Genomic DNA, 18,151 nt, shown 5'->3' on the forward strand with positions numbered 1-18,151 from the left:
TCTGTACTCCTTTATTTAAAAACACCTAACCTTATCATACCTCTTTATTACCTCAAATTACTAATTTAGTTAGTTTTAAAGATATGTTACTACTATTGCTAGTGAATTCTTTAATCTGGGCGGAGGCTCACTTCTTTTGAGCGACTTGCTCACTTTTTGGAGCAGGACAATGTATGAACTATATTCTCCAGAGCTAAAAACACTCATGTCCCTATAAAAAAACATACTACACGTAGTAGCTCAACTACGACGGTAGTATGTTATTTAATCAACATTCGTTAAAAATACTTTTCCTTTTTTAGTTCCCTCAACAGCATCGATTGCCTTATGGATATCCAATAATGGAAAACGAGCATGTACATTCATCATTTTTAAGGAGCCATCCTGTACAAGGTGTATAAGTTGTTGCATCGTTTGTTGCCATTTTTCAATTGACGTCTGACGTTGCCAATGGCGTAAATGAAACATCCTCGCTTGTACCTTTGCTTCCTTCACAATGTTTGTCCAATTTACCTGAATACCCGATAAAAGACCAATAGCTAAAAAAATACCCTCGGGCTTTACGCAGAAGGCAAGCTGATTGCCAGCCTCTCCACCAATCGAATCAATTGCTGCATCTGCTCCCCTACCATTTGTTAATGCCATAACGGTTTCGTAAAGTGGCATATGAGAGGTATCAATGACAAAAGCTGCACCAAGTTGCAGTAATTCTTCAGTATGCTGATTACTTCGTGTCACAGCAATAAGTTGATAGCCTAGCAATTTCGCAAGTTGAGCATAGAGATGTCCAATGGCAGAGCCACAAGCATTTACTAATAAGACATCGTTTGATTGTAAATTAAGTACCTCTGAGCATGTTACGAAGGCTGTAATTGGATTAATATACATTTGTGCTGCTGTAAAATCATTCATCGTGTCAGGAATAGTCACTGCAAAATCTGCTTGCGTTTTCACTACTTCCTGCCAAGTTCCCTCTCCCCGTAACGGTAATACGCGCTGACCAATAATCTTTGGTGAAACAAGCGGTCCAACAGCTTCTATTATTCCTACTCCCTCATAGCCAGGGATAGTTGGTAAAGTGATTCTATGAGCATATTTCCCCCATATTGGTATTAAATCTGAGGGATTAATCGGTCTGGCTAGCATGCGAACAAGAATTTCTTGACCTTGAGGAGGCTCGATTGTTTTATTCTCTAGCCTTACAACCTCTTGCGGATTTCCAAATTCATAAATTTTTAGGCATTTTGCTTTCAACGATCCTAGCTCCTTTATTCATTCTGTATAGAACAACATCATACCAGGAGCATCTATTTCACGTTCCTTAAATCCAAGCTTCTGATAGAAAGGTTGTTTACCTTTGGCACAAAATAATTGAACCCATTTTATATTTTCTTTCTGACATTGCTCTAAAAGAGCATCCATCACCATTGTGCCAACTCCTTTTCGTTGATAATCAGGATGCACCATCACATCACAGATAAATGTTTGATAGATACCATCAGAGATAATACGTCCATAGCCAATTAGATTGCCTTCATCATATATAGATGTACTGAACCAGCTATTACAAATAGCCTTGTATAATTGTTCATACGTATACTGCCCTTTTGCATTCCAGCCAGTTGTTTGGTGCAATGCTTTATACGAGTCTATCGTCGGATTTGTTTCTTTGATTATATACATATAACACCCTCCTTATTTTGAATAAATATACAAAATAACATATATTTAATCAACAATAAATTTATGATGTTAGAGTTGCAGAAGCTTTAATTGCCCTTCTTCATCCATATTTAATTGTAAAGCTTCGTCTATTTCAATACTAATCGGGCTGATAACTGCTTTCTTATCGGAAAAATACCACAGACGTCCACTCGGTCCTAATAGGATATTGGCTCCGTCTTCATAGTTTCCTAGAAAATTAAGGCCATCCAGTTGAATTTCCTTGTTTGCTATAGGGTTTATAGCATACTTCTTTAATTTTTCAGCAATTGTTTGAATGTCATCTGACGTTAAATTGATTTCTCCAATATGTAACACTTGCTCTACAGAAAAATTAACTTCAGCATGTTTTGGATTTATTTCCTGTCTTGCAATAAGCTCTACTATATTGCCTTCTGGATCGTAGAAATAGCATGCATATGCTTTTAAAAACTCAAAATAGACTTCATCCTGCCCCTCTGAATCCAGCAAGCCTACATGCTCTTCTGCCCAAATCTTTGCCTGTTGAAATAAGTTACTAGGAATATTTAATGCAAAATGATACTGCTTTGGCATTTTAGAAGGCATCTTTTCAAATGTCATCCTGCTTTCTCCCACGGCTATTGTAAAATAGTCAGCTGTTCTTTCTAACAAAGTAAAACCTAACAAATCAACATAAAATTGCTCCATTTTTTGCATATCATGAACATATAATTTTACCTTCGTAATCTTCATCTTTAAGCACCCCTTTACACTCCCTACTATACAAGTAGCTGATTAGAATGGCTTCATGCAAAAGAATGAAGTTTACTTTCGTATAGTTAGAGAAGCTCTCGATCTCCCCTGCTATTTGGCTGCGATATTACGAGGAATTCTACATCTTCTTGTGAATCGTTTCGCATTTGATGTGGTAAATTTGGAGGTACTTCAATTCCCTCATGTTGCTTTAACTCAATTCTTTGGTCATTCAGTTCTATTGTAGCTGTGCCTGAAAGAACAAAGAAAAACTGCTGTGCATGATGGTGATAATGATTTACCTCAGCTGTTTGAGCAGGCATCCGCTCATGTATCACACTAAGCTCCCTATTTTGTACAAGATGCCAGCCATCACACTGTGCTCCCCATTGATAATGTTGTGCTAATGCTTTGTTAATTTTCATCCTTACACTTCCTTCCCTGCTTTAGAGGAGGGATATCCATCATTCTTGTCAATTTCCCTCATTCAATAAATTCAGCTAAGCTAATTTTCCTTTTTTGAAAATCTGCACGGATAGCCTGTAACTCGGCTTCTAACTTTAAGGCACCTGCTTCAACTCCCCTATAAATTACTAGCGGAGGCTGTTCTAAAGCCTTTCTCGCTTGTGAATAATCATAAGATAATAATTTTTTTAGCAACAATAATGTCTTTAGTTTATCTTTTCCTTCCCCAGTAATAGTTAGTTCATAGTACGCTACAGAACTTTCTTCAGGCAACATTTCTTCTAAACTAGGCGGAATCAGTACACTTTCAAGGAACAAAATTAAATTGTCATAAGCCATTGAAAAATGCCAATTGCCTGTCCCATGGGGAGCGGTAAAAACAGCCGTATCACCTCTTGATAGATCTAGACAATAGGGATCGCCTTCATCTGTGGCAATGACTAAATAATCATGTGGCCAATCCTCAATCATCTCATCTGTCACTGGATTATAATTATAGCCCTCCTGCCCACGTATTAAATCTCTTGCGCCATAGATATTTAGATTAATATAATCACCTGTAGCCCATGTAACCCTTTCAACAACATAATGTCTCAAAAAATAAACATACTCTGCTGGCAATGACCACCCACCATCCACAAATTGGCTAATATCCTCTTCTGATTGATGATAAAAAACCATGGGATAGGCTGACTCCCGCTCCTGAAGCTCATCAATAAAATCACGCATTTGCTGTAATACTGCATCGAGTTTCTTTTCTAAATCTTTCAATGGAATTCTCTCCTTTTGATGACCAAGTGTCTTTCTTGCATTTTAACATACCCCATCATTAACCAAATAAGGGGAACATGTTATAATCATTAAAATAGACTGGTAGTATGCATAACGTGAACAAAAATAACGGATGGGAGCGATCTGTCATGCAACATACGAATGAACAGATAATACAGCAAGCCAACACGGAATTTTTGAAAGCACTTCGCTATTTAGATTATGGCAAGGTAAAACAAGGAGAAGCATGTCTCAAACAAGCCACCCATTTGGCAAATCTGCTGAATGACCATATCACATTTATTCGTGCTGCCATTTGTTATGGAGAGTTGCTATGGCACGCTGAAAAATATGATGCCTCCGATCATTGGTTACAGCTGGCACTTGATCGATTGACCGCAGTACAGCAAGATATAAATGACTTACTAGATGTGGATGTGCAACGAGCTCGATCCCTACTAAACCACCAACGACATCCATTATAAGGAGCAAGCAATCATGAAATTACTTATTAGACGTCCAGAACAGTCGGACATCCAGGCGTTACACGAATTCTTTGATCTTGTCATTCGGGAAACTTATAAAAAAGAAGGAATTGCCGAGCTAGTGGACGATCAACAGGATGAATGGGAAACGAAAAAACAGTATGTAGCAATGGACTTAGAAAGCCAGGGCAAAAAAAGATTTTTCTGGTTAGCTTTAAATGAAGAAACCAATGACATAATAGGCACTATCGAATGCGGTGCAGCCAACGAAATCATTCAACAAACGATCAAAGAGGAACTATTCAATTGTCTAGAAATCGGTACCGTTTTTGTTCATCCTGACTATCAAAATCGTGGGATTGGCACCATGCTACTACAGAAAATGCTCCTGACGTTAGAAAATCGAAGGGTTCCTAGTTTTTGTTTAGATAGTGGATATAAACAAGCGCAAATGATCTGGCAGAAGAAATTTGGACAGCCTGATTTTGTCCTTGAAAACTATTGGGGAGCAAATAGTCACCATATGATATGGAAACGAACACTACCATTTCAAATATAGAAGTAAAAAATGCTCTATCAGATTACACAAGAACCTCTATGTAAAAAACAAATCTTTAGTCAATAACATGCTTTATGCATACAATATAAAACACTTTCCCAAATGATTTACAGGGTGTTATTAGGAATTACACATAAGGTTCGTGGTTTAGGGTATGACAAATTACAATGAATACTCAGTATGATTTCCACTTAGCTTTCAAGTGTTACCATCTGATGAAAATATCCTAATAAAAATTTACGGGACTCTCGATATGTGGGATAAGACTCTAAAAAAGACTTTGGATCAGTATGATGATTGGTAAGCAATAAAGAGATTATAAATGCTAATACTTATTATGTTTGGAGGGGAATGAAATGTTAAAATTCATTGATGATTTAGCGGGTGCGGTTTTCGATGTTTTTATGTTGTTTTGTTATTTCTTTGCAGGCGTAATAATTGTAGGAGTCCCCATTTTTTTATTAGCTAAGTTTTTCCTATTGTTTCACTAAATTTCAAACAGGTTGGTCGCACTATAAAAGGAATCACTATAAATAGTGATTCCTTTTATGACGAATACACTCAATATTAGGCTAAATATTTTGTTGCTAGTTCTCAGGTACTTATGGGCGAGACAATGCTATTATTTAATAAATTTATCATAGAACCGTTTGAGCATCGTTGCCATTTGTTGTCTTGTGAGTGTATCTGTAGGATTCATACACTTGCCATCGCCTCGTATAACTCCCTCTTCAATGGCCCACTCCCAATCTTCTTTATGTGCTGGTGATACCATAGCATTTGATTTTATCCCAACTAATAACTCTTTCATTTCAGTAAGTTCCTGTTTTAGTTGTTTGTTTTCTTTCTGTAATTCTTCATACTGAGACAATGATATTTCCTTCTTCTTATCAGTATCTGTGAACCAGGATAAAGACTTAGATCCATTTAATTGGTTTAAATCTACAGTTCCTTTAATACCTGCTACAATCCCTTTGTCTGTGTACTGCCATAAGTCACAAGCAAAGTTTGGCTTTAGTCCAGGTGAGCTAGAGCCACTATAGCGAGGAATCCATAGGAAATCATAATTTTTAACGGTATCCATCAGATAAGGTTTGTAAAAATGATGGCCTGTATATAGCCCGACTTTTACAGCCTTACTTTTTAAATAATCAATAAACACCTGTGTGCCTTGTACGATATTTTGGACACTAGCACCAAAGCTTTCTTCGATATCTACAACATAAAATAGCGGATTATAGTTTTTTGCTCTGTTATAGAAGTCTTTTGCTTGTTCCAATGCCTCAGTACCATTTTTAAAGGTAACATAAATATAAACACCAAAAGGTACCTTGTACTTAATACATGCTTCTATATTTTGAACGTATTTACGGTCAATTGTGCTTGTACCATATTGTGTGCGGATGATAGCCAAATCAACATCTTTAACCGCTTCAGACCAATCAATATCTCCTTGATGATGTGAAATGTCTATGATATAACTCATACAATTTTCTCCTCCCTAAAAATAGTAAATAAATTATGAATAGCGACAAACCCATTGCTTCAAGCATTATTTAGAATCATTCATTAAATAAAGTTATGTAGATTATTTTAGTCCTTATAGGTTCTTCATTTACCGATTTTTAGTGGTCAGATAATTAATAAGACAGAGCACATTTCACATAGTCGAATTAACTCTAAAAAAATAGCGGCTTTATATCAAATATTTACTTTGTAATTAAGTGCTAATTCATCCCCAGGTAACCCTCTTATTCCCCAATTATGTTTAGGCGTTTCAAAAATTGTAATTTCAACATCTTGAGGTGAAATATTTAATTTGTTATTTATGCGTTCAAATAGTAGCTTTACTAATTGTTTTTTAGCTTGAATCGTTCTACCTTCAAACATACTAATTTCTATTATTGTATATGATTCAGTTCTTTCACTTGCAAAATAAAAATCCTCTTTGTCCATAGGAAAAAAGCGATGAAATTTCTTATCTAATGGATATTCAAGTGCGTCCACCATACAAGAATGGATAATATTCGATAATGTTTCCTTAATGGGATTTAACCTTCCCTTAACACCATAAATTTTAATTTGTCCCAACGACCTCTCACCTTTCTTGACTTGCTAATCTAAACTCAACTACCAAATACTGTTCTTTAACGATATTATAAAATTCTTCAACATGACCATCAAGCTAATTCTATGCTTGGTTTCATTTAAACAATCACCCAATTTATTCATGAAACAAATGTGAACTATTTAAACCAACAATTCCAAAATAATAACTCTACTTAACTGTGACCATAATTAACTGCAATATGCTGCAAGCTCAGGTAGAAACAGTTATCCAAATAGTACACATTCTGTTGTTCCAATCTGATAAAGAAATAGATATAAAATATATTATTGTTGATGACAAACTAACGTTTGAAGTTGTGGGTGTCTATATACCTTAAAGCTCCAGGAAATGAAAGAGAGAGTGAGAGAAGCTCAGGACATACTGTTGCTTCGTTAGTTTCTACACCACTACATTTAAATAAATGAAAAGGAAGAACCTTAAATTACTAAAAATTAACTACTCAATTTTAAATGTGCACCTCATCTTTACTATTCAATTTCAAAAATGACCCAAACTTTATATCTACCTTCAATGCTATTTTCTGTATAAACTCTACACTCTTTTATAGAAGCTAATCTAAAAGCAAGCGAATAGGCTATTTTGTAATCTGGTGTATCATATCCGTTATAAATTCTTCCATATATTTCATTTGCAATTGAATCTGCCCAGGTGTCAGCTTCATATAGAGTATCGAAAAGTATTTCTTCTCTGTTCCATTTAATAGTCATTTCATAAACTCCTACGTAGTAATAGAAATAATCTAGATGAATGTATTGTTAGGAATTTGAATTCCATATTTCAAAGCAAGTAGCTACGGATCGTTTCGTAAAATCTTTAAATTGCACTTTGTGAATAATTTGATTTTTCCGAAAATTAAAGAGATTGCAATTACAAAGGGATATTAATATAAAATTATATGAAAGTACTATAAAATTATTTCTAATATTGAGAAAAGGTGGAATTAATATGATTTCAATATACAAATCATTCATATTAGCGGTGGTAATAGGGTTATACGTATATATAGCCAGTAAAAGTGAAAATAGCGTGCTTCTAAATTTTGTCATACTTTATATTATAATTTCAATAGTTTATTTATTATTTAGAAAAATTGAAAAAGAAAAAAGTAAGGAAAAATAACTTAATTAAAAGTAGGAGATTCGAGACCTTTGAAAAGATTCACTGTAAACTATCTGAAAAAAAAGCAGAGGATAGTAGCCAAAACAAAAAATGCCCAAGTACTCAATTAAAAACAAGTAACTGGGCATTATTATGACTAATTACTATGTTGTGTATGTATTATACCATTTTGAAGAGTTAAATAATGGTTTTTTTGGAATCAAAGGAAGCACCAAATTTTATTCCGAAGTTCCTCTTTTTTATATGCATTTATCATATTACCGATTACCTTTTCCAACACAATTTTCAATAAGCTCGCAGAAATGCTCATTATATTTTTCTATAGGTCATGTTTCTTCTCTCAACACGGTGACATGAAGGTGGAAGAAAACATTGAAGTCCCCCACAACAGAGTGGTCTTAATTGGCAGGTTTCTAAACATCATTTCCATGAATAATTCAAGATTTTTATCAAATTCTTTTATTAATTTATGACCTCTTTAAAGCCTATTCGATGTATGATAAGACGATAGCCAGAGTATCCTTCTTCGTCTAGAAACTCCTCAAATTCTCCATAGACAATTATAGGTGTATTGTTTTTATAAGCGTTCTGCATGTTTCTGATAATTTTTTCTTTCACGTCAGGGTTAGCGCTCTGAAAGTGACAATTAATAAGCTCAGAGTATTTACTTAGATAAAAAGATAGAGTGCCATCACTATGTTTTTCGAGTCCATCTGGAGGATTACCGGCTGTCCACAATAAAGTTTTACGCATTGCATAATAAGCTTTCTCCATTCCTAGTTCTGTAAGCATGACATTTATATATGTATCTTGCTCCTCAAAAGTAGAGTCCAGCTCTAACGTATCAAGACGTATTTCTCCTACGTTGTCATAATTTTCAAAACTAGAATCTTCTCCGTCTAAAATGTCCGACTCTTTAAGTTCTACTACAGTTGATTGATTTTCTCCGATAGCAGTATGCTCAGGTGGTGGAATCATATAAACTGAGCCGCCCCGTTCCTCTATTCTTTCTTTCGCTGCCTCCAGGCTGTCCTCACTGAACATAGACTCTACTAGTTCTTGCGTATGAATTTCCTTTTCAACTTCGCCCATAGACTCTTCTTCTGTCTCTGAACTACACCCTGCAATAATTACAAATAAAAGTGCGACAATTGTTATAATAACGCTTTGTATTTTCATATTACATACTCCTCCCTCTAGTTCAATTTTGTTCGAACTCTTTTAATAATACCTCAAATAAAGTTTATTTGGATAACTATTTCCATTTATTATAAAAGCCAATTCTCCAAATTAGGTCTATTTATATTTTTTGGAAGACTATCACTTATATTTAATCAATTATAAAAAGGTACTGAACGTTTTTTATATGAAATGCATGATTAGACTTCATATTAGACCGCTCCCCAGCCTTGCTATTGGTTTGATGGGGAAAAATTTAAGACCACCCATTTTGGAGTGGTCTTTTATGGTGTATTTAATTAAAGCATTCCGTTAGTTGAATAAGTAAATCTGTTTTGCGTAGGAATCCCAATCTTTATTATCAGTATTTATTTCAATTGTAGGTATGATTGAATTTTCAGCTTGACTCCTATACTCTTGTTGTTGGTCTAATAATAATTCACACGCTAATTTCATTTCTTGCATGGTTTTCCCTTCCCATTCATTGGGATTTCTACTACTTATTCTTTCCTCTAAATTCTCTGGTGATACAGTTAACAAAGTACATCTTGCTCCCATTCCAAGTAACTGGGCTTCTAATTCCTTAATGTCATCTGATATTGAATGAGAAAATGCTACTCGATGATTTAAATGAAACCTTTCCAAAATAAAGAATAAGCCTTTTGAACGTTGAGTTTGTCCAATTTCTCTTGACCAATTATTTAACATTTTCAACATCGTGACTCTTTCTCTTAAGACCTGTAAGTGTTCCTCTCGACTTAACGACTTTAATTCACCATTTACTTTGTGTAATACTTGCGAATAATGCTCACTGAGAACTATGACACTACGTTCGGCATCATCACTTGCGTGAAGTTGTTTCAACGCTTTTAAGACTGATGTTTTTCCAGCATTCGAATAGCCTTCTAAGATTATCCCTCTAAAATCACTCATTTTCTCCCCCTAATTAATGTAATCTCTATCTAAATAAGGACTGTAGAATTATTTACGGTTGTTAAACTAACCTGCTCCGTTTGCCATCCATGTAACACAAAATCAATACAACACCATAGAAAATGTAAGATTTTCACGTTCTTTCATTGGAGTTTAACAACACTTCTTTCTTTATGTATGACTCTCTGAAAAACAAAAATAACGGTAATGCCAGCGATAAACCAACTGTAAACAAAGTTAATAGACATATCCACTTTTCTTTAATGTTATACTTTCTTGACTCATTAAACATAAAGATTATAAAAACAAAGCATGAAATAAAAAAGTCAACAGCGAAGAAGGTCGATATCGAGTTTGCAAATAATAAATCTACTAATAACCCTAAATCAAATCCGTTTTTGTTCAAGAATTGCACCAAAAAATAATACGGGAATACTGTGCCGATAATCGCAAATAACAAGTACACTTTTCTCATTTACATTAAACTTCCCCTCTCTATATGATTTTCACAAATAATATACTTCTTAATTAAACTCTTTCAGTTTAATCATACCTCATAAAAAATAATATAAATATAAATATTTCCATTTACCATTCCAACCAATTGTCTTTTAACTATTCCTAAATGGTTAAATGATGCTGCTGAAAATGAAAATATAAATTTCTCTCAATTACTTCAGTTCGTCATAAAAGAACGCTTAGGAATCATTAGAAAAGAACAATAAACAAAAAAAGACCAGGTACTCACTTTCAAATGAGCGCCTGGTCTTTATTTTGGTCACTGATTAAAAATTATTCAACTTTTATATTAAAGGCTTTACTATGTTCTATTTGTTAAATATCCTACTACATTGATTTTATTATAAACTCAAAATCTATTTGCCTCTGATATTAAGGTCTCTACAAATTCGTTAATTTGCTCCATTTTCACTTTTAAACATAGTGCAGGCCCAGTTTCTGATGCACTATGATTATTTCTCTCCCCTGCATCTAACACAAAAATTAGTCTATAATAAGGTTCCCATTCGTCTCTTTCATGTTCAGGTACTTGAAGAAAACCATTTCCAGGGTAATAATAAGAACCAAATAGTGGGATATGATAAATACATAAACCAGGATCATGGACCTCTAACATACTTAGATGTTTAGTATCAATTTGTCTTAGATCTTCTAATAATTTAAAAAAGTCTCTTCTCATACAAACTATTTCAGAACTTATTTCAGGAAAACTATGACCTGATCGAAATAGAATATTAAATTTCACACTAGATTCATTAACTAAAACTAAATTTATTTCAACTTCACAATTAGGTTGATCACTATAATCTTTTAATAAAGCCATAATTTAAACCCCTTTACACTATTAGCAATAGTTATATTAACTAAATTACAACAATCCACAGTGACTATACCATGGATTGTTGTAATGTTATATATGAATTACCTTTATACTGGATCTCCCGTAGTGCTTTTTTACTTAATATCTCCTTGGTACTGCCAATTGCTTTTTAACCATTTCAATTTCTTTTCTTTTTGATTATATACTGTATCGATAACATCAGTATTTTTATTAAGTAGGACTGCATAATTTGATTCTATGTTTGTAAAAAAAAACCATTATCAATTAAGGTAACCGGCCCCTACTGTTAAGCGCTACGTTGTGCAATGATAATTTCTAATCCTTTTAAATCTCCATTTCCACTGCGGGTTGCGTGTAGGAGGAGTTTGTGGACTTGAATGGAAACACATAAATTTTGAAGAAATGACATTGGAGGTTGAACAACAATTAGTTGGTATTAAAGATGAAAATGGGAAAGCACAATGGCAACCTAGACCTCCAAAATCAAAGGCTGGTTATCGAACAATTCCATTTGGTAATATGCTCGCAGAAATGCTAAAACGTATTAAAAAAGCACAAATAGAAAATCGTTTAAAATATAGTAAGTTTTATCAAAAGGATTCTGAACATGATTATGTATGTAAAAAAAANNTACTAGAAAAATAAGCGAAAAGTTAAATATTAGTTTTAACTATCATTCCTTACGCCACACGCATGCTACAACTTTAATCTAAAATGGTACACCTGTTAAAACAGGACAAAAAAGATTAGGACATAGTCGAGCTACTGTAACAGAAGATCGCTATGTCCACCTCACTGAGAAAATGGCTAGAGATGCTGCGAACATCTTTGACTCATTTGCTCAAGATATATAAGAAAAGAATTTCTAACTTATTTTTTATGGTGGGGAATTGGTGGGGAACCCCCCCAAATTGATATAAAATCAATCAATTATTAAAAACCCCTATAAACCCTGTTATATCAATATTACTTCGAATCATCCATCTTCAGCACAGCCATGAATGCCTCTTGAGGGACTTCGACTGAGCCTACTTGTTTCATACGTTTTTTACCTTCTTTTTGTTTATCAAGAAGTTTTCGTTTACGGGAAATATCTCCCCCGTAACATTTCGCTAATACGTTTTTACGGATGGCTTTAATTGTTGAACGCGCCACGATTTTTTGTCCAACTGCTGCTTGAATTGGTACTTCAAATTGTTGGCGTGGGATTAATTCTTTTAATTTTTCTACGATGATTTTACCTCGATCGTAGGCAAAGTCACGATGTACGATAAAGCTTAGGGCATCGACTTGCTCACCATTTAATAAAATATCCATTTTCACTAATTTCGATGGCTGGTAACCAATAAGTTCATAGTCGAATGATGCATAGCCCTTTGTATTTGATTTTAAATAGTCAAAGAAATCATAGACAATTTCTGATAATGGCATTTCATAAATAATACTTACACGCGATGTATCAATATAATCCATCGTCATGAAATTACCACGCTTCATTTGACAAAGTTCCATAACCGCTCCCACATAATCATTTGGTACCATGATTGTTGCTTTCACATATGGTTCCTCGACACGATCGATTTTTTGAGGGTCTGGCATAAAGGAAGGATTATCGACTTTCAGCTCAGTACCATCTGTCATATGAACATTGTAAATTACGGAAGGTGCTGTTGTAATTAAGTCGATATTAAATTCACGCTCAATACGCTCCTGAATAATTTCCATATGTAGTAATCCTAAGAATCCACAGCGGAAACCAAAACCAAGTGCTTGCGATGTCTCTGGCTCATATTGTAGAGCAGAATCATTTAACTCTAGCTTTTCTAACGCTTCACGTAAATCATTGTATTTGGCTGTATCGATTGGATACAAACCACAGTAGACCATTGGGTTTAAGCGACGATAACCAGCTAATGGCTCAGCTGCAGGACGGTTTGCATAGGTTACAGTATCCCCTACACGTGTGTCCCCTACATTTTTGATAGATGCGGTTAAGTAACCTACATCACCCACTGTTAACTCAGCCTGTGGCACAACTTTTGGTGTATGTACCCCAACTTCAATAACCTCGAATTCCGCACCTGTTGCCATCATGCGAATTTTATCGCCAGGCTTAACAGTACCATTGATGACACGAATCGAAATGATAACACCTTTATAGGCATCGTAAACAGAGTCAAAAATTAAAGCTTGTAGTGGTGCATCTGGATCACCAGTTGGCGCTGGTACCTTCTCTACGATTTGCTCTAAAATATCCTCGATACCAATACCTGCTTTCGCAGACGCTAATACTGCTTCAGATGCATCTAATCCAATAACGTCTTCTACTTCTTGACGTACACGTTCAGGGTCAGCTGCAGGTAAATCAATTTTATTGATTACAGGTAAAATTTCTAAATCATTGTCAAGTGCTAAGTAAACATTTGCTAGTGTTTGTGCTTCAATACCTTGTGCTGCGTCCACAACTAATATGGCACCCTCACAAGCAGCTAAACTACGTGATACTTCATATGTGAAATCGACGTGTCCTGGTGTGTCGATTAAATGAAATGTATACACTTCGCCGTCTTTTGCTTCGTACTTTAATTGAACTGCATTTAACTTAATTGTAATGCCTCGCTCACGCTCTAAATCCATTGAGTCGAGGAGCTGTGCCTTCATCTCACGGGAAGTTAAAGATTTTGTTTGCTCTAAAATACGGTCAGCAAGCGTTGATTTCCCATGGTCAATATGTGCAATAATAGAGAAATTTCGTATATTCTCTTGTCGTTTTAAACGTGCTTCTCGGTTCATCTTTTCCACTCCTAATTAAACTATAATGAATTATACTATGAACATAACGCAAAGTACAACAGCAACTAGACTTGAAAGCCTATAATATCAATACTTTCAGTGTTTCATGTCGTTTTTAAATTTTACAGTATTAAGTATATAAATGCAGACAAATCAGCTATAGTAGTACTCGATGTGTAGCAGTTGAAATGAAAATGTGTCTACTCGACATGAGGAGAGATTCGATGGATGAATCTTCGCCTGATCAACCAAGAAAAGCACGCTATCTCCAAAAGATATCATCATTCATATTGCTAAAAAGCGTGAACACAATCCCATTTTTTTAAACCTAAACTATGATTAGTAAAAGAAAGAATGGACATCGCACCATCTTCCATATAATAGGACAGGTCAAATATCAAGCTTACCATACAGGAACAACTAATAGAATAAATATAGGTAGAGCAAATAGCTCCCTTTCTAAGATATAGAAAAAGTCAGCTACGCAGACAAAACTGTGTATACTGACCTTTTTTATTTTATTTATTTAAGGCTTGTTGAATGAGCTTTGTTAAAACTTCTATCCCTTTTTTCTCTAAATGTACACCGTCAGGGGCAAAGTATTCAGGGTGATTGATTGCTGCTGCATGCCAGTCAATTAGTGTTATTCGCTCATGTTCCTGTGCTTTTTGCAGTAAAGCTTCATTCACCTTTGCTTCCCAAGATCGCGGCACACGTGTATTCACTAGATAAATATCGGCATTTGAAAAAGCTTCAAGGAGTGCATCCATTTGGTCAGTCGTAAAATAACCATTTGTCCCCAATTGTAGAATGACAGCATGATTAGGTTGATTAAAACTTGCATAATTTGGTGCAAGTTTTACAGCTTGCGAAACTTGACGGCCTATTTTTCCATCGATTGTAATAGTCGGATACATATTATGTAAGCTCGGTGCAATATCAATCATTAGGGAGTCACCAATGGCTAGTATGCCACGATAAAACTCATCCTTTTCAGGCTCTATAATGGTGTTATTTTCTTCTTGCTTAGGTGTTTCTATCTTTTGAACATCTTCTACTCCCTCATCCTTACTTTGAGAAGGCTTGTCGGTAGAGGCTTCAGCTTGTTTGTCCTGCTTGTTCAGATTGGCTGTAGGCTCTTCGCCATTAATTTTTATCGTTGTTGGCAGCGTTTTAGATGGGTTTTGCTGACTTTCACCCACTACACCTGTCATGCCTGTGAAAAATACAAACAGAAAAAGAGGAACCATAACCGTTGATATTTTTCGTGGAAAAGTAAGGCTTCCCCACTTGTTTTTATTACAAATCAGATATTTTTGACAATAGACTCGGAACCCTTCTTTCCGGATGGGCATCTCAATGAAGCGATAGGATAGCTCTGCAATCATCAGGATTAGTAAAAGCTGCAGGAATATTCGCCAATAGGAAGGATTACCAATTTCATGAATGGGTGTCCCTAAAACCATGACAGGATAATGCCATAGATAAATGCCGTAGGAACGAGAGCCTATCCAACATAATGGCTTCCATGCTAATATTTTTCCTAGTATGCTGACCGGATGAGAAATACATGCAATCAAAACGGCAGCATTCAAGCAAAATAAAAACATGCCTCCTCTATAAAGAAAGGATTGATATTCATCCACATACACTATGCTTACTAAAAAAATAGTAAGTGCAATGAAACTCATAATATTTAGTTTCTTCACATGGTTCGCTGATAATTTTTGAGAAGATAGTCGTTTCATTGGCCAAACAAGTGCTAGCCAACAGCCTATTAATAATTCAAAACAACGTGTGTCCGTTCCATAATAAACACGACTAGGATCAGCGCCTGGCTGATAGAGTAATGCCATTACGAATGCTGAACAAAGGGCACCACAAAAGATGATATTTGCTAGTTTATTTTGTTTTTTAACAACAAAAAGTCCAATCATTAAGAGCAATGGCCAAATCAAGTAAAATTGTTCTTCAATAGCTAATGACCATAGGTTTTTTAAAGGTGATGGAGAACCGAAACTATCAAAATAAGAAAGTTTATGAAAAATGAACCACCAATTACTTGAATAAAAAATGGAGGACAATGCATCCCCGCGCAAAGTATGGAGAAGCTCTTTATGAAAGAGCATTGCCCAAACAAATGATGTAATAATCATAACGTAGGCAGCTGGTAGTAGCCTTCTAAATCGTCCCACCCAAAATTTCTTTAGGCTGACTGTTAATTGATTGCCCTTTAAAGGTAAGATGGTAGAGGTGATTAAATAGCCCGATAATACAAAGAAGATATCTACTCCTAAAAAGCCACCTCTAGCCCAACTGAAGTTAAAATGATAAGCAATAACTGCTAATACAGCCAATGCTCGAATCCCGTCTAGTCCAGGAATATAACGATGATTTAATGACTTGCCTGACATACTATTCCTTCCTTCAATAATCTCTCAATTTCGTTTCGGTATAATGTGTTGGTTTTTTCTAGCTGTACAAAGTAGAAGTCAATCTAAAAGCGCTGTCACAATCTGTAATAACCGCACACGGCTTTGGTTAAATGATGTTAGTTACATCCAAATGCTACAAGGAGTATCGCTTTTTGAAGGTATTCCCTTCTGCATCAAGATAAAACCTGTTGTCACGTAATAGAACCTTTTGGATTGATAACCATCCCCTCTCTATTATTTTTGCTTATTCACTTATATGTTTGACGATTGAAATACGATAAAAGTTTGAGAGAAAAATGAAACGTTATCATTTTTAGTCTTCTAAAAATTCATATGTATATTTGCTATAGAGGCATTCCCAAAAATGGTATATACTCCAAAAGTAAGTTTGCTTTATTTGCATATGCCTTCATTTAACGTTTTATCATGAAATTCGCGAGCCAACTTGAAAATTATAAGACAAGAATGGAGCAATGGAAAGACAATTAATGAGAATTATTTCTGGAAATTTTATTATCATACAATATTAAAAAAGTGAGCCCACAAGAGTCCCACTTTTTAATATGATTGGTCTATTTTGTTGAATCATTGACAAACGCTTTTGATATTGCCTTACCAATTACAGCAATCGTACGATTAACCTCTTCCTCAGTATTACCAATTCCACCAATCTCAATAATCATCATTTGCTTTGCTAAATCCTGATTGTATCGCCCATCAACCCCATCACCACTTTTAGAAATAACACCTTTGGAAATTTTCGGAACAATGGCGTTTAGTGTGGATGATAAACTTTCAGCATAGGCTGTATTCCAGCGGTAATTAGCATGTTCTGCCCCAACAACAATAGCGATTTTCGCATAATTTTCCCCATTATATGAGATCGTTGTAAGATCATGTTTTAATGAGTCACGATGTAAATCAACTATTAAATCATAATTATTTGTTTCTAAATGCTTACTTAAATATGGCCTCATCACATTATAAGATTCATGATAGCCTTTACCTTCTTCTTGTAATTTCTTCATAATATCTACATCAAGAACATCCGTCTTTAAACCATTTACATTAAAATGATTCACAATCTTATCCTTCAGGCTCATAATATTGACCGTTTCATGAGAAGTCGCTACCTTACCACTCACTGCTTTCACCATAGGTTCATATGCTTCATGCGTATGGGTAAATAACACTAACACTTTAAATGGGTCCGGGTCTAGGGCTTGATCTGGTTCAGGTTCTTTCGTTTGTTCCAGTACACTTTGTTCAGCTAAATTGGTAGCAGCAAACACGACTTGCTTATCTTCTGATTGTTTGATCGGAGTCGATGCTTGCTTGTTGAACGGAAGTTGCCCAGCAATGACAGGTAATACGAAAAAGAACAATAATATACCAAATGACCATTGTAGTTTTTTTAGCAAAGTCACACCCTCCTCCCCATATCGTATGGAGGGGGGATGTTAATTAGAACGAAAATAAATTTCT

The 18,151-nt window shown here is 35.0% G+C and carries 19 protein-coding genes and 1 pseudogene; 5 read left to right on the forward strand and 15 right to left on the reverse strand.

The genetic code is table 11. The features are described 5' to 3' along the window. Positions 1-264 precede the first annotated feature (264 nt). The 5 genes from B3D98_RS13735 to B3D98_RS13755 form a co-directional block, all read right to left on the reverse strand. Positions 265-1,254, reverse strand: a complete 990-nt coding sequence (locus B3D98_RS13735; protein WP_288583628.1) for a zinc-dependent alcohol dehydrogenase family protein — start codon at positions 1,252-1,254, stop codon at positions 265-267. A gap of 18 nt (positions 1,255-1,272) precedes the next feature. Continuing rightward, positions 1,273-1,683, reverse strand: a complete 411-nt coding sequence (locus B3D98_RS13740; RefSeq protein WP_036076278.1) for a GNAT family N-acetyltransferase — start codon at positions 1,681-1,683, stop codon at positions 1,273-1,275. Positions 1,684-1,752: 69 nt separating this feature from the next. Next, the gene (locus B3D98_RS13745) at positions 1,753-2,436 is read right to left on the reverse strand and encodes a VOC family protein (RefSeq protein ID WP_036076277.1); all 684 of its coding nucleotides are present in this window, start codon (positions 2,434-2,436) and stop codon (positions 1,753-1,755) included. 86 nt (positions 2,437-2,522) lie between these two features. Then, the gene (locus tag B3D98_RS13750) at positions 2,523-2,861 is read right to left on the reverse strand and encodes a cupin domain-containing protein (RefSeq protein WP_054550083.1); all 339 of its coding nucleotides are present in this window, start codon (positions 2,859-2,861) and stop codon (positions 2,523-2,525) included. A 58-nt stretch (positions 2,862-2,919) separates the two neighbouring features. Beyond that, the gene (locus tag B3D98_RS13755) at positions 2,920-3,672 is read right to left on the reverse strand and encodes an SMI1/KNR4 family protein (protein ID WP_288583635.1); all 753 of its coding nucleotides are present in this window, start codon (positions 3,670-3,672) and stop codon (positions 2,920-2,922) included. A 149-nt stretch (positions 3,673-3,821) separates the two neighbouring features. Here B3D98_RS13755 and B3D98_RS13760 point away from each other — a divergent pair, with 149 nt between their 5' ends. The 3 genes from B3D98_RS13760 (at position 3,822) to B3D98_RS13770 (ending at position 5,207) form a co-directional block, all read left to right on the forward strand. Then, complete coding sequence (locus tag B3D98_RS13760; protein WP_103118461.1) at positions 3,822-4,157, forward strand: hypothetical protein; 336 nt, start codon at positions 3,822-3,824, stop codon at positions 4,155-4,157. Positions 4,158-4,170: 13 nt separating this feature from the next. Then, positions 4,171-4,716 carry a GNAT family N-acetyltransferase gene (locus B3D98_RS13765; protein WP_376748064.1) on the forward strand — a complete coding sequence of 182 codons (546 nt, stop codon included), beginning with the start codon at positions 4,171-4,173 and terminating at the stop codon, positions 4,714-4,716. 356 nt (positions 4,717-5,072) lie between these two features. Continuing rightward, positions 5,073-5,207, forward strand: coding sequence for a hypothetical protein (locus B3D98_RS13770; RefSeq protein WP_004226973.1), 135 nt, complete (start codon positions 5,073-5,075; stop codon positions 5,205-5,207). Between the two features lie 131 nt (positions 5,208-5,338). Here the strand turns inward: B3D98_RS13770 and B3D98_RS13775 are convergent, their stop codons facing one another. From B3D98_RS13775 to B3D98_RS13800, 6 genes are all read right to left on the reverse strand, one after another. After that, complete coding sequence (locus tag B3D98_RS13775; RefSeq protein WP_103118462.1) at positions 5,339-6,202, reverse strand: GH25 family lysozyme; 864 nt, start codon at positions 6,200-6,202, stop codon at positions 5,339-5,341. Positions 6,203-6,417: 215 nt separating this feature from the next. Continuing rightward, positions 6,418-6,807, reverse strand: a complete 390-nt coding sequence (locus tag B3D98_RS13780) for a tautomerase family protein (protein ID WP_036076271.1) — start codon at positions 6,805-6,807, stop codon at positions 6,418-6,420. 507 nt (positions 6,808-7,314) lie between these two features. Then, positions 7,315-7,554, reverse strand: a complete 240-nt coding sequence (locus tag B3D98_RS13785; protein WP_036076270.1) for a hypothetical protein — start codon at positions 7,552-7,554, stop codon at positions 7,315-7,317. Positions 7,555-8,428: 874 nt separating this feature from the next. Continuing rightward, positions 8,429-9,145: a hypothetical protein gene (locus B3D98_RS13790; protein ID WP_048392161.1), complete on the reverse strand. Its 717-nt coding sequence runs from the start codon at positions 9,143-9,145 to the stop codon at positions 8,429-8,431. Positions 9,146-9,457: 312 nt separating this feature from the next. Beyond that, the gene (locus tag B3D98_RS13795) at positions 9,458-10,078 is read right to left on the reverse strand and encodes an AAA family ATPase (RefSeq protein ID WP_288583640.1); all 621 of its coding nucleotides are present in this window, start codon (positions 10,076-10,078) and stop codon (positions 9,458-9,460) included. Between the two features lie 133 nt (positions 10,079-10,211). Continuing rightward, positions 10,212-10,553, reverse strand: a complete 342-nt coding sequence (locus B3D98_RS13800; RefSeq protein ID WP_081011009.1) for a DUF2834 domain-containing protein — start codon at positions 10,551-10,553, stop codon at positions 10,212-10,214. A 136-nt stretch (positions 10,554-10,689) separates the two neighbouring features. Here B3D98_RS13800 and B3D98_RS13805 point away from each other — a divergent pair. Continuing rightward, positions 10,690-10,803: pseudogene (locus tag B3D98_RS13805) on the forward strand (type II toxin-antitoxin system HicB family antitoxin); the annotation flags it as partial. Between the two features lie 143 nt (positions 10,804-10,946). On the opposite strand, the gene B3D98_RS13810 reads toward B3D98_RS13805, so the two are convergent. Further along, positions 10,947-11,420, reverse strand: coding sequence for a hypothetical protein (locus B3D98_RS13810; RefSeq protein ID WP_288583645.1), 474 nt, complete (start codon positions 11,418-11,420; stop codon positions 10,947-10,949). Between the two features lie 336 nt (positions 11,421-11,756). Here B3D98_RS13810 and B3D98_RS13815 point away from each other — a divergent pair, with 336 nt between their 5' ends. Next, entirely contained in the window at positions 11,757-12,083 is a 327-nt protein-coding gene (locus B3D98_RS13815) for a tyrosine-type recombinase/integrase (protein ID WP_288583679.1), read from the forward strand. A 321-nt stretch (positions 12,084-12,404) separates the two neighbouring features. Here the strand turns inward: B3D98_RS13815 and lepA are convergent, their stop codons facing one another. The 3 genes from lepA to spoIIP form a co-directional block, all read right to left on the reverse strand. Then, on the reverse strand, positions 12,405-14,231 hold the full coding sequence (gene lepA / locus B3D98_RS13820) for a translation elongation factor 4 (protein WP_004226914.1): 1,827 nt from the start codon (positions 14,229-14,231) through the stop codon (positions 12,405-12,407). Between the two features lie 518 nt (positions 14,232-14,749). Then, complete coding sequence (locus B3D98_RS13825) at positions 14,750-16,645, reverse strand: acyltransferase family protein (RefSeq protein WP_288583647.1); 1,896 nt, start codon at positions 16,643-16,645, stop codon at positions 14,750-14,752. A 593-nt stretch (positions 16,646-17,238) separates the two neighbouring features. Continuing rightward, positions 17,239-18,093 carry a stage II sporulation protein P gene (spoIIP, locus tag B3D98_RS13830; RefSeq protein WP_225340378.1) on the reverse strand — a complete coding sequence of 285 codons (855 nt, stop codon included), beginning with the start codon at positions 18,091-18,093 and terminating at the stop codon, positions 17,239-17,241. Positions 18,094-18,151 lie beyond the last annotated feature (58 nt).

Origin of the sequence: Lysinibacillus sp. UBA5994 (genome assembly GCF_002429725.1) — a bacterium.
GTDB lineage: Bacteria > Bacillota > Bacilli > Bacillales_A > Planococcaceae > Lysinibacillus > Lysinibacillus capsici.

Excerpts from the sequence above, each read along its gene's own strand:
- B3D98_RS13800 (WP_081011009.1), bottom strand. The coding sequence starts at position 10,553 with ATGAGAAAAGTGTACTTGTTATTTGCGATTATCGGCACAGTATTCCCG.
- B3D98_RS13770 (WP_004226973.1), top strand. The coding sequence starts at position 5,073 with ATGTTAAAATTCATTGATGATTTAGCGGGTGCGGTTTTCGATGTTTTT.
- B3D98_RS13825 (WP_288583647.1), bottom strand. The coding sequence starts at position 16,645 with ATGTCAGGCAAGTCATTAAATCATCGTTATATTCCTGGACTAGACGGG.
- B3D98_RS13790 (WP_048392161.1), bottom strand. The coding sequence starts at position 9,145 with ATGAAAATACAAAGCGTTATTATAACAATTGTCGCACTTTTATTTGTA.
- B3D98_RS13760 (WP_103118461.1), top strand. The coding sequence starts at position 3,822 with ATGCAACATACGAATGAACAGATAATACAGCAAGCCAACACGGAATTT.
- B3D98_RS13765 (WP_376748064.1), top strand. The coding sequence starts at position 4,171 with ATGAAATTACTTATTAGACGTCCAGAACAGTCGGACATCCAGGCGTTA.
- B3D98_RS13785 (WP_036076270.1), bottom strand. The coding sequence starts at position 7,554 with ATGACTATTAAATGGAACAGAGAAGAAATACTTTTCGATACTCTATAT.
- B3D98_RS13795 (WP_288583640.1), bottom strand. The coding sequence starts at position 10,078 with ATGAGTGATTTTAGAGGGATAATCTTAGAAGGCTATTCGAATGCTGGA.
- B3D98_RS13810 (WP_288583645.1), bottom strand. The coding sequence starts at position 11,420 with ATGGCTTTATTAAAAGATTATAGTGATCAACCTAATTGTGAAGTTGAA.
- lepA (WP_004226914.1), bottom strand. The coding sequence starts at position 14,231 with ATGAACCGAGAAGCACGTTTAAAACGACAAGAGAATATACGAAATTTC.
- B3D98_RS13740 (WP_036076278.1), bottom strand. The coding sequence starts at position 1,683 with ATGTATATAATCAAAGAAACAAATCCGACGATAGACTCGTATAAAGCA.
- B3D98_RS13750 (WP_054550083.1), bottom strand. The coding sequence starts at position 2,861 with ATGAAAATTAACAAAGCATTAGCACAACATTATCAATGGGGAGCACAG.
- B3D98_RS13745 (WP_036076277.1), bottom strand. The coding sequence starts at position 2,436 with ATGAAGATTACGAAGGTAAAATTATATGTTCATGATATGCAAAAAATG.
- B3D98_RS13775 (WP_103118462.1), bottom strand. The coding sequence starts at position 6,202 with ATGAGTTATATCATAGACATTTCACATCATCAAGGAGATATTGATTGG.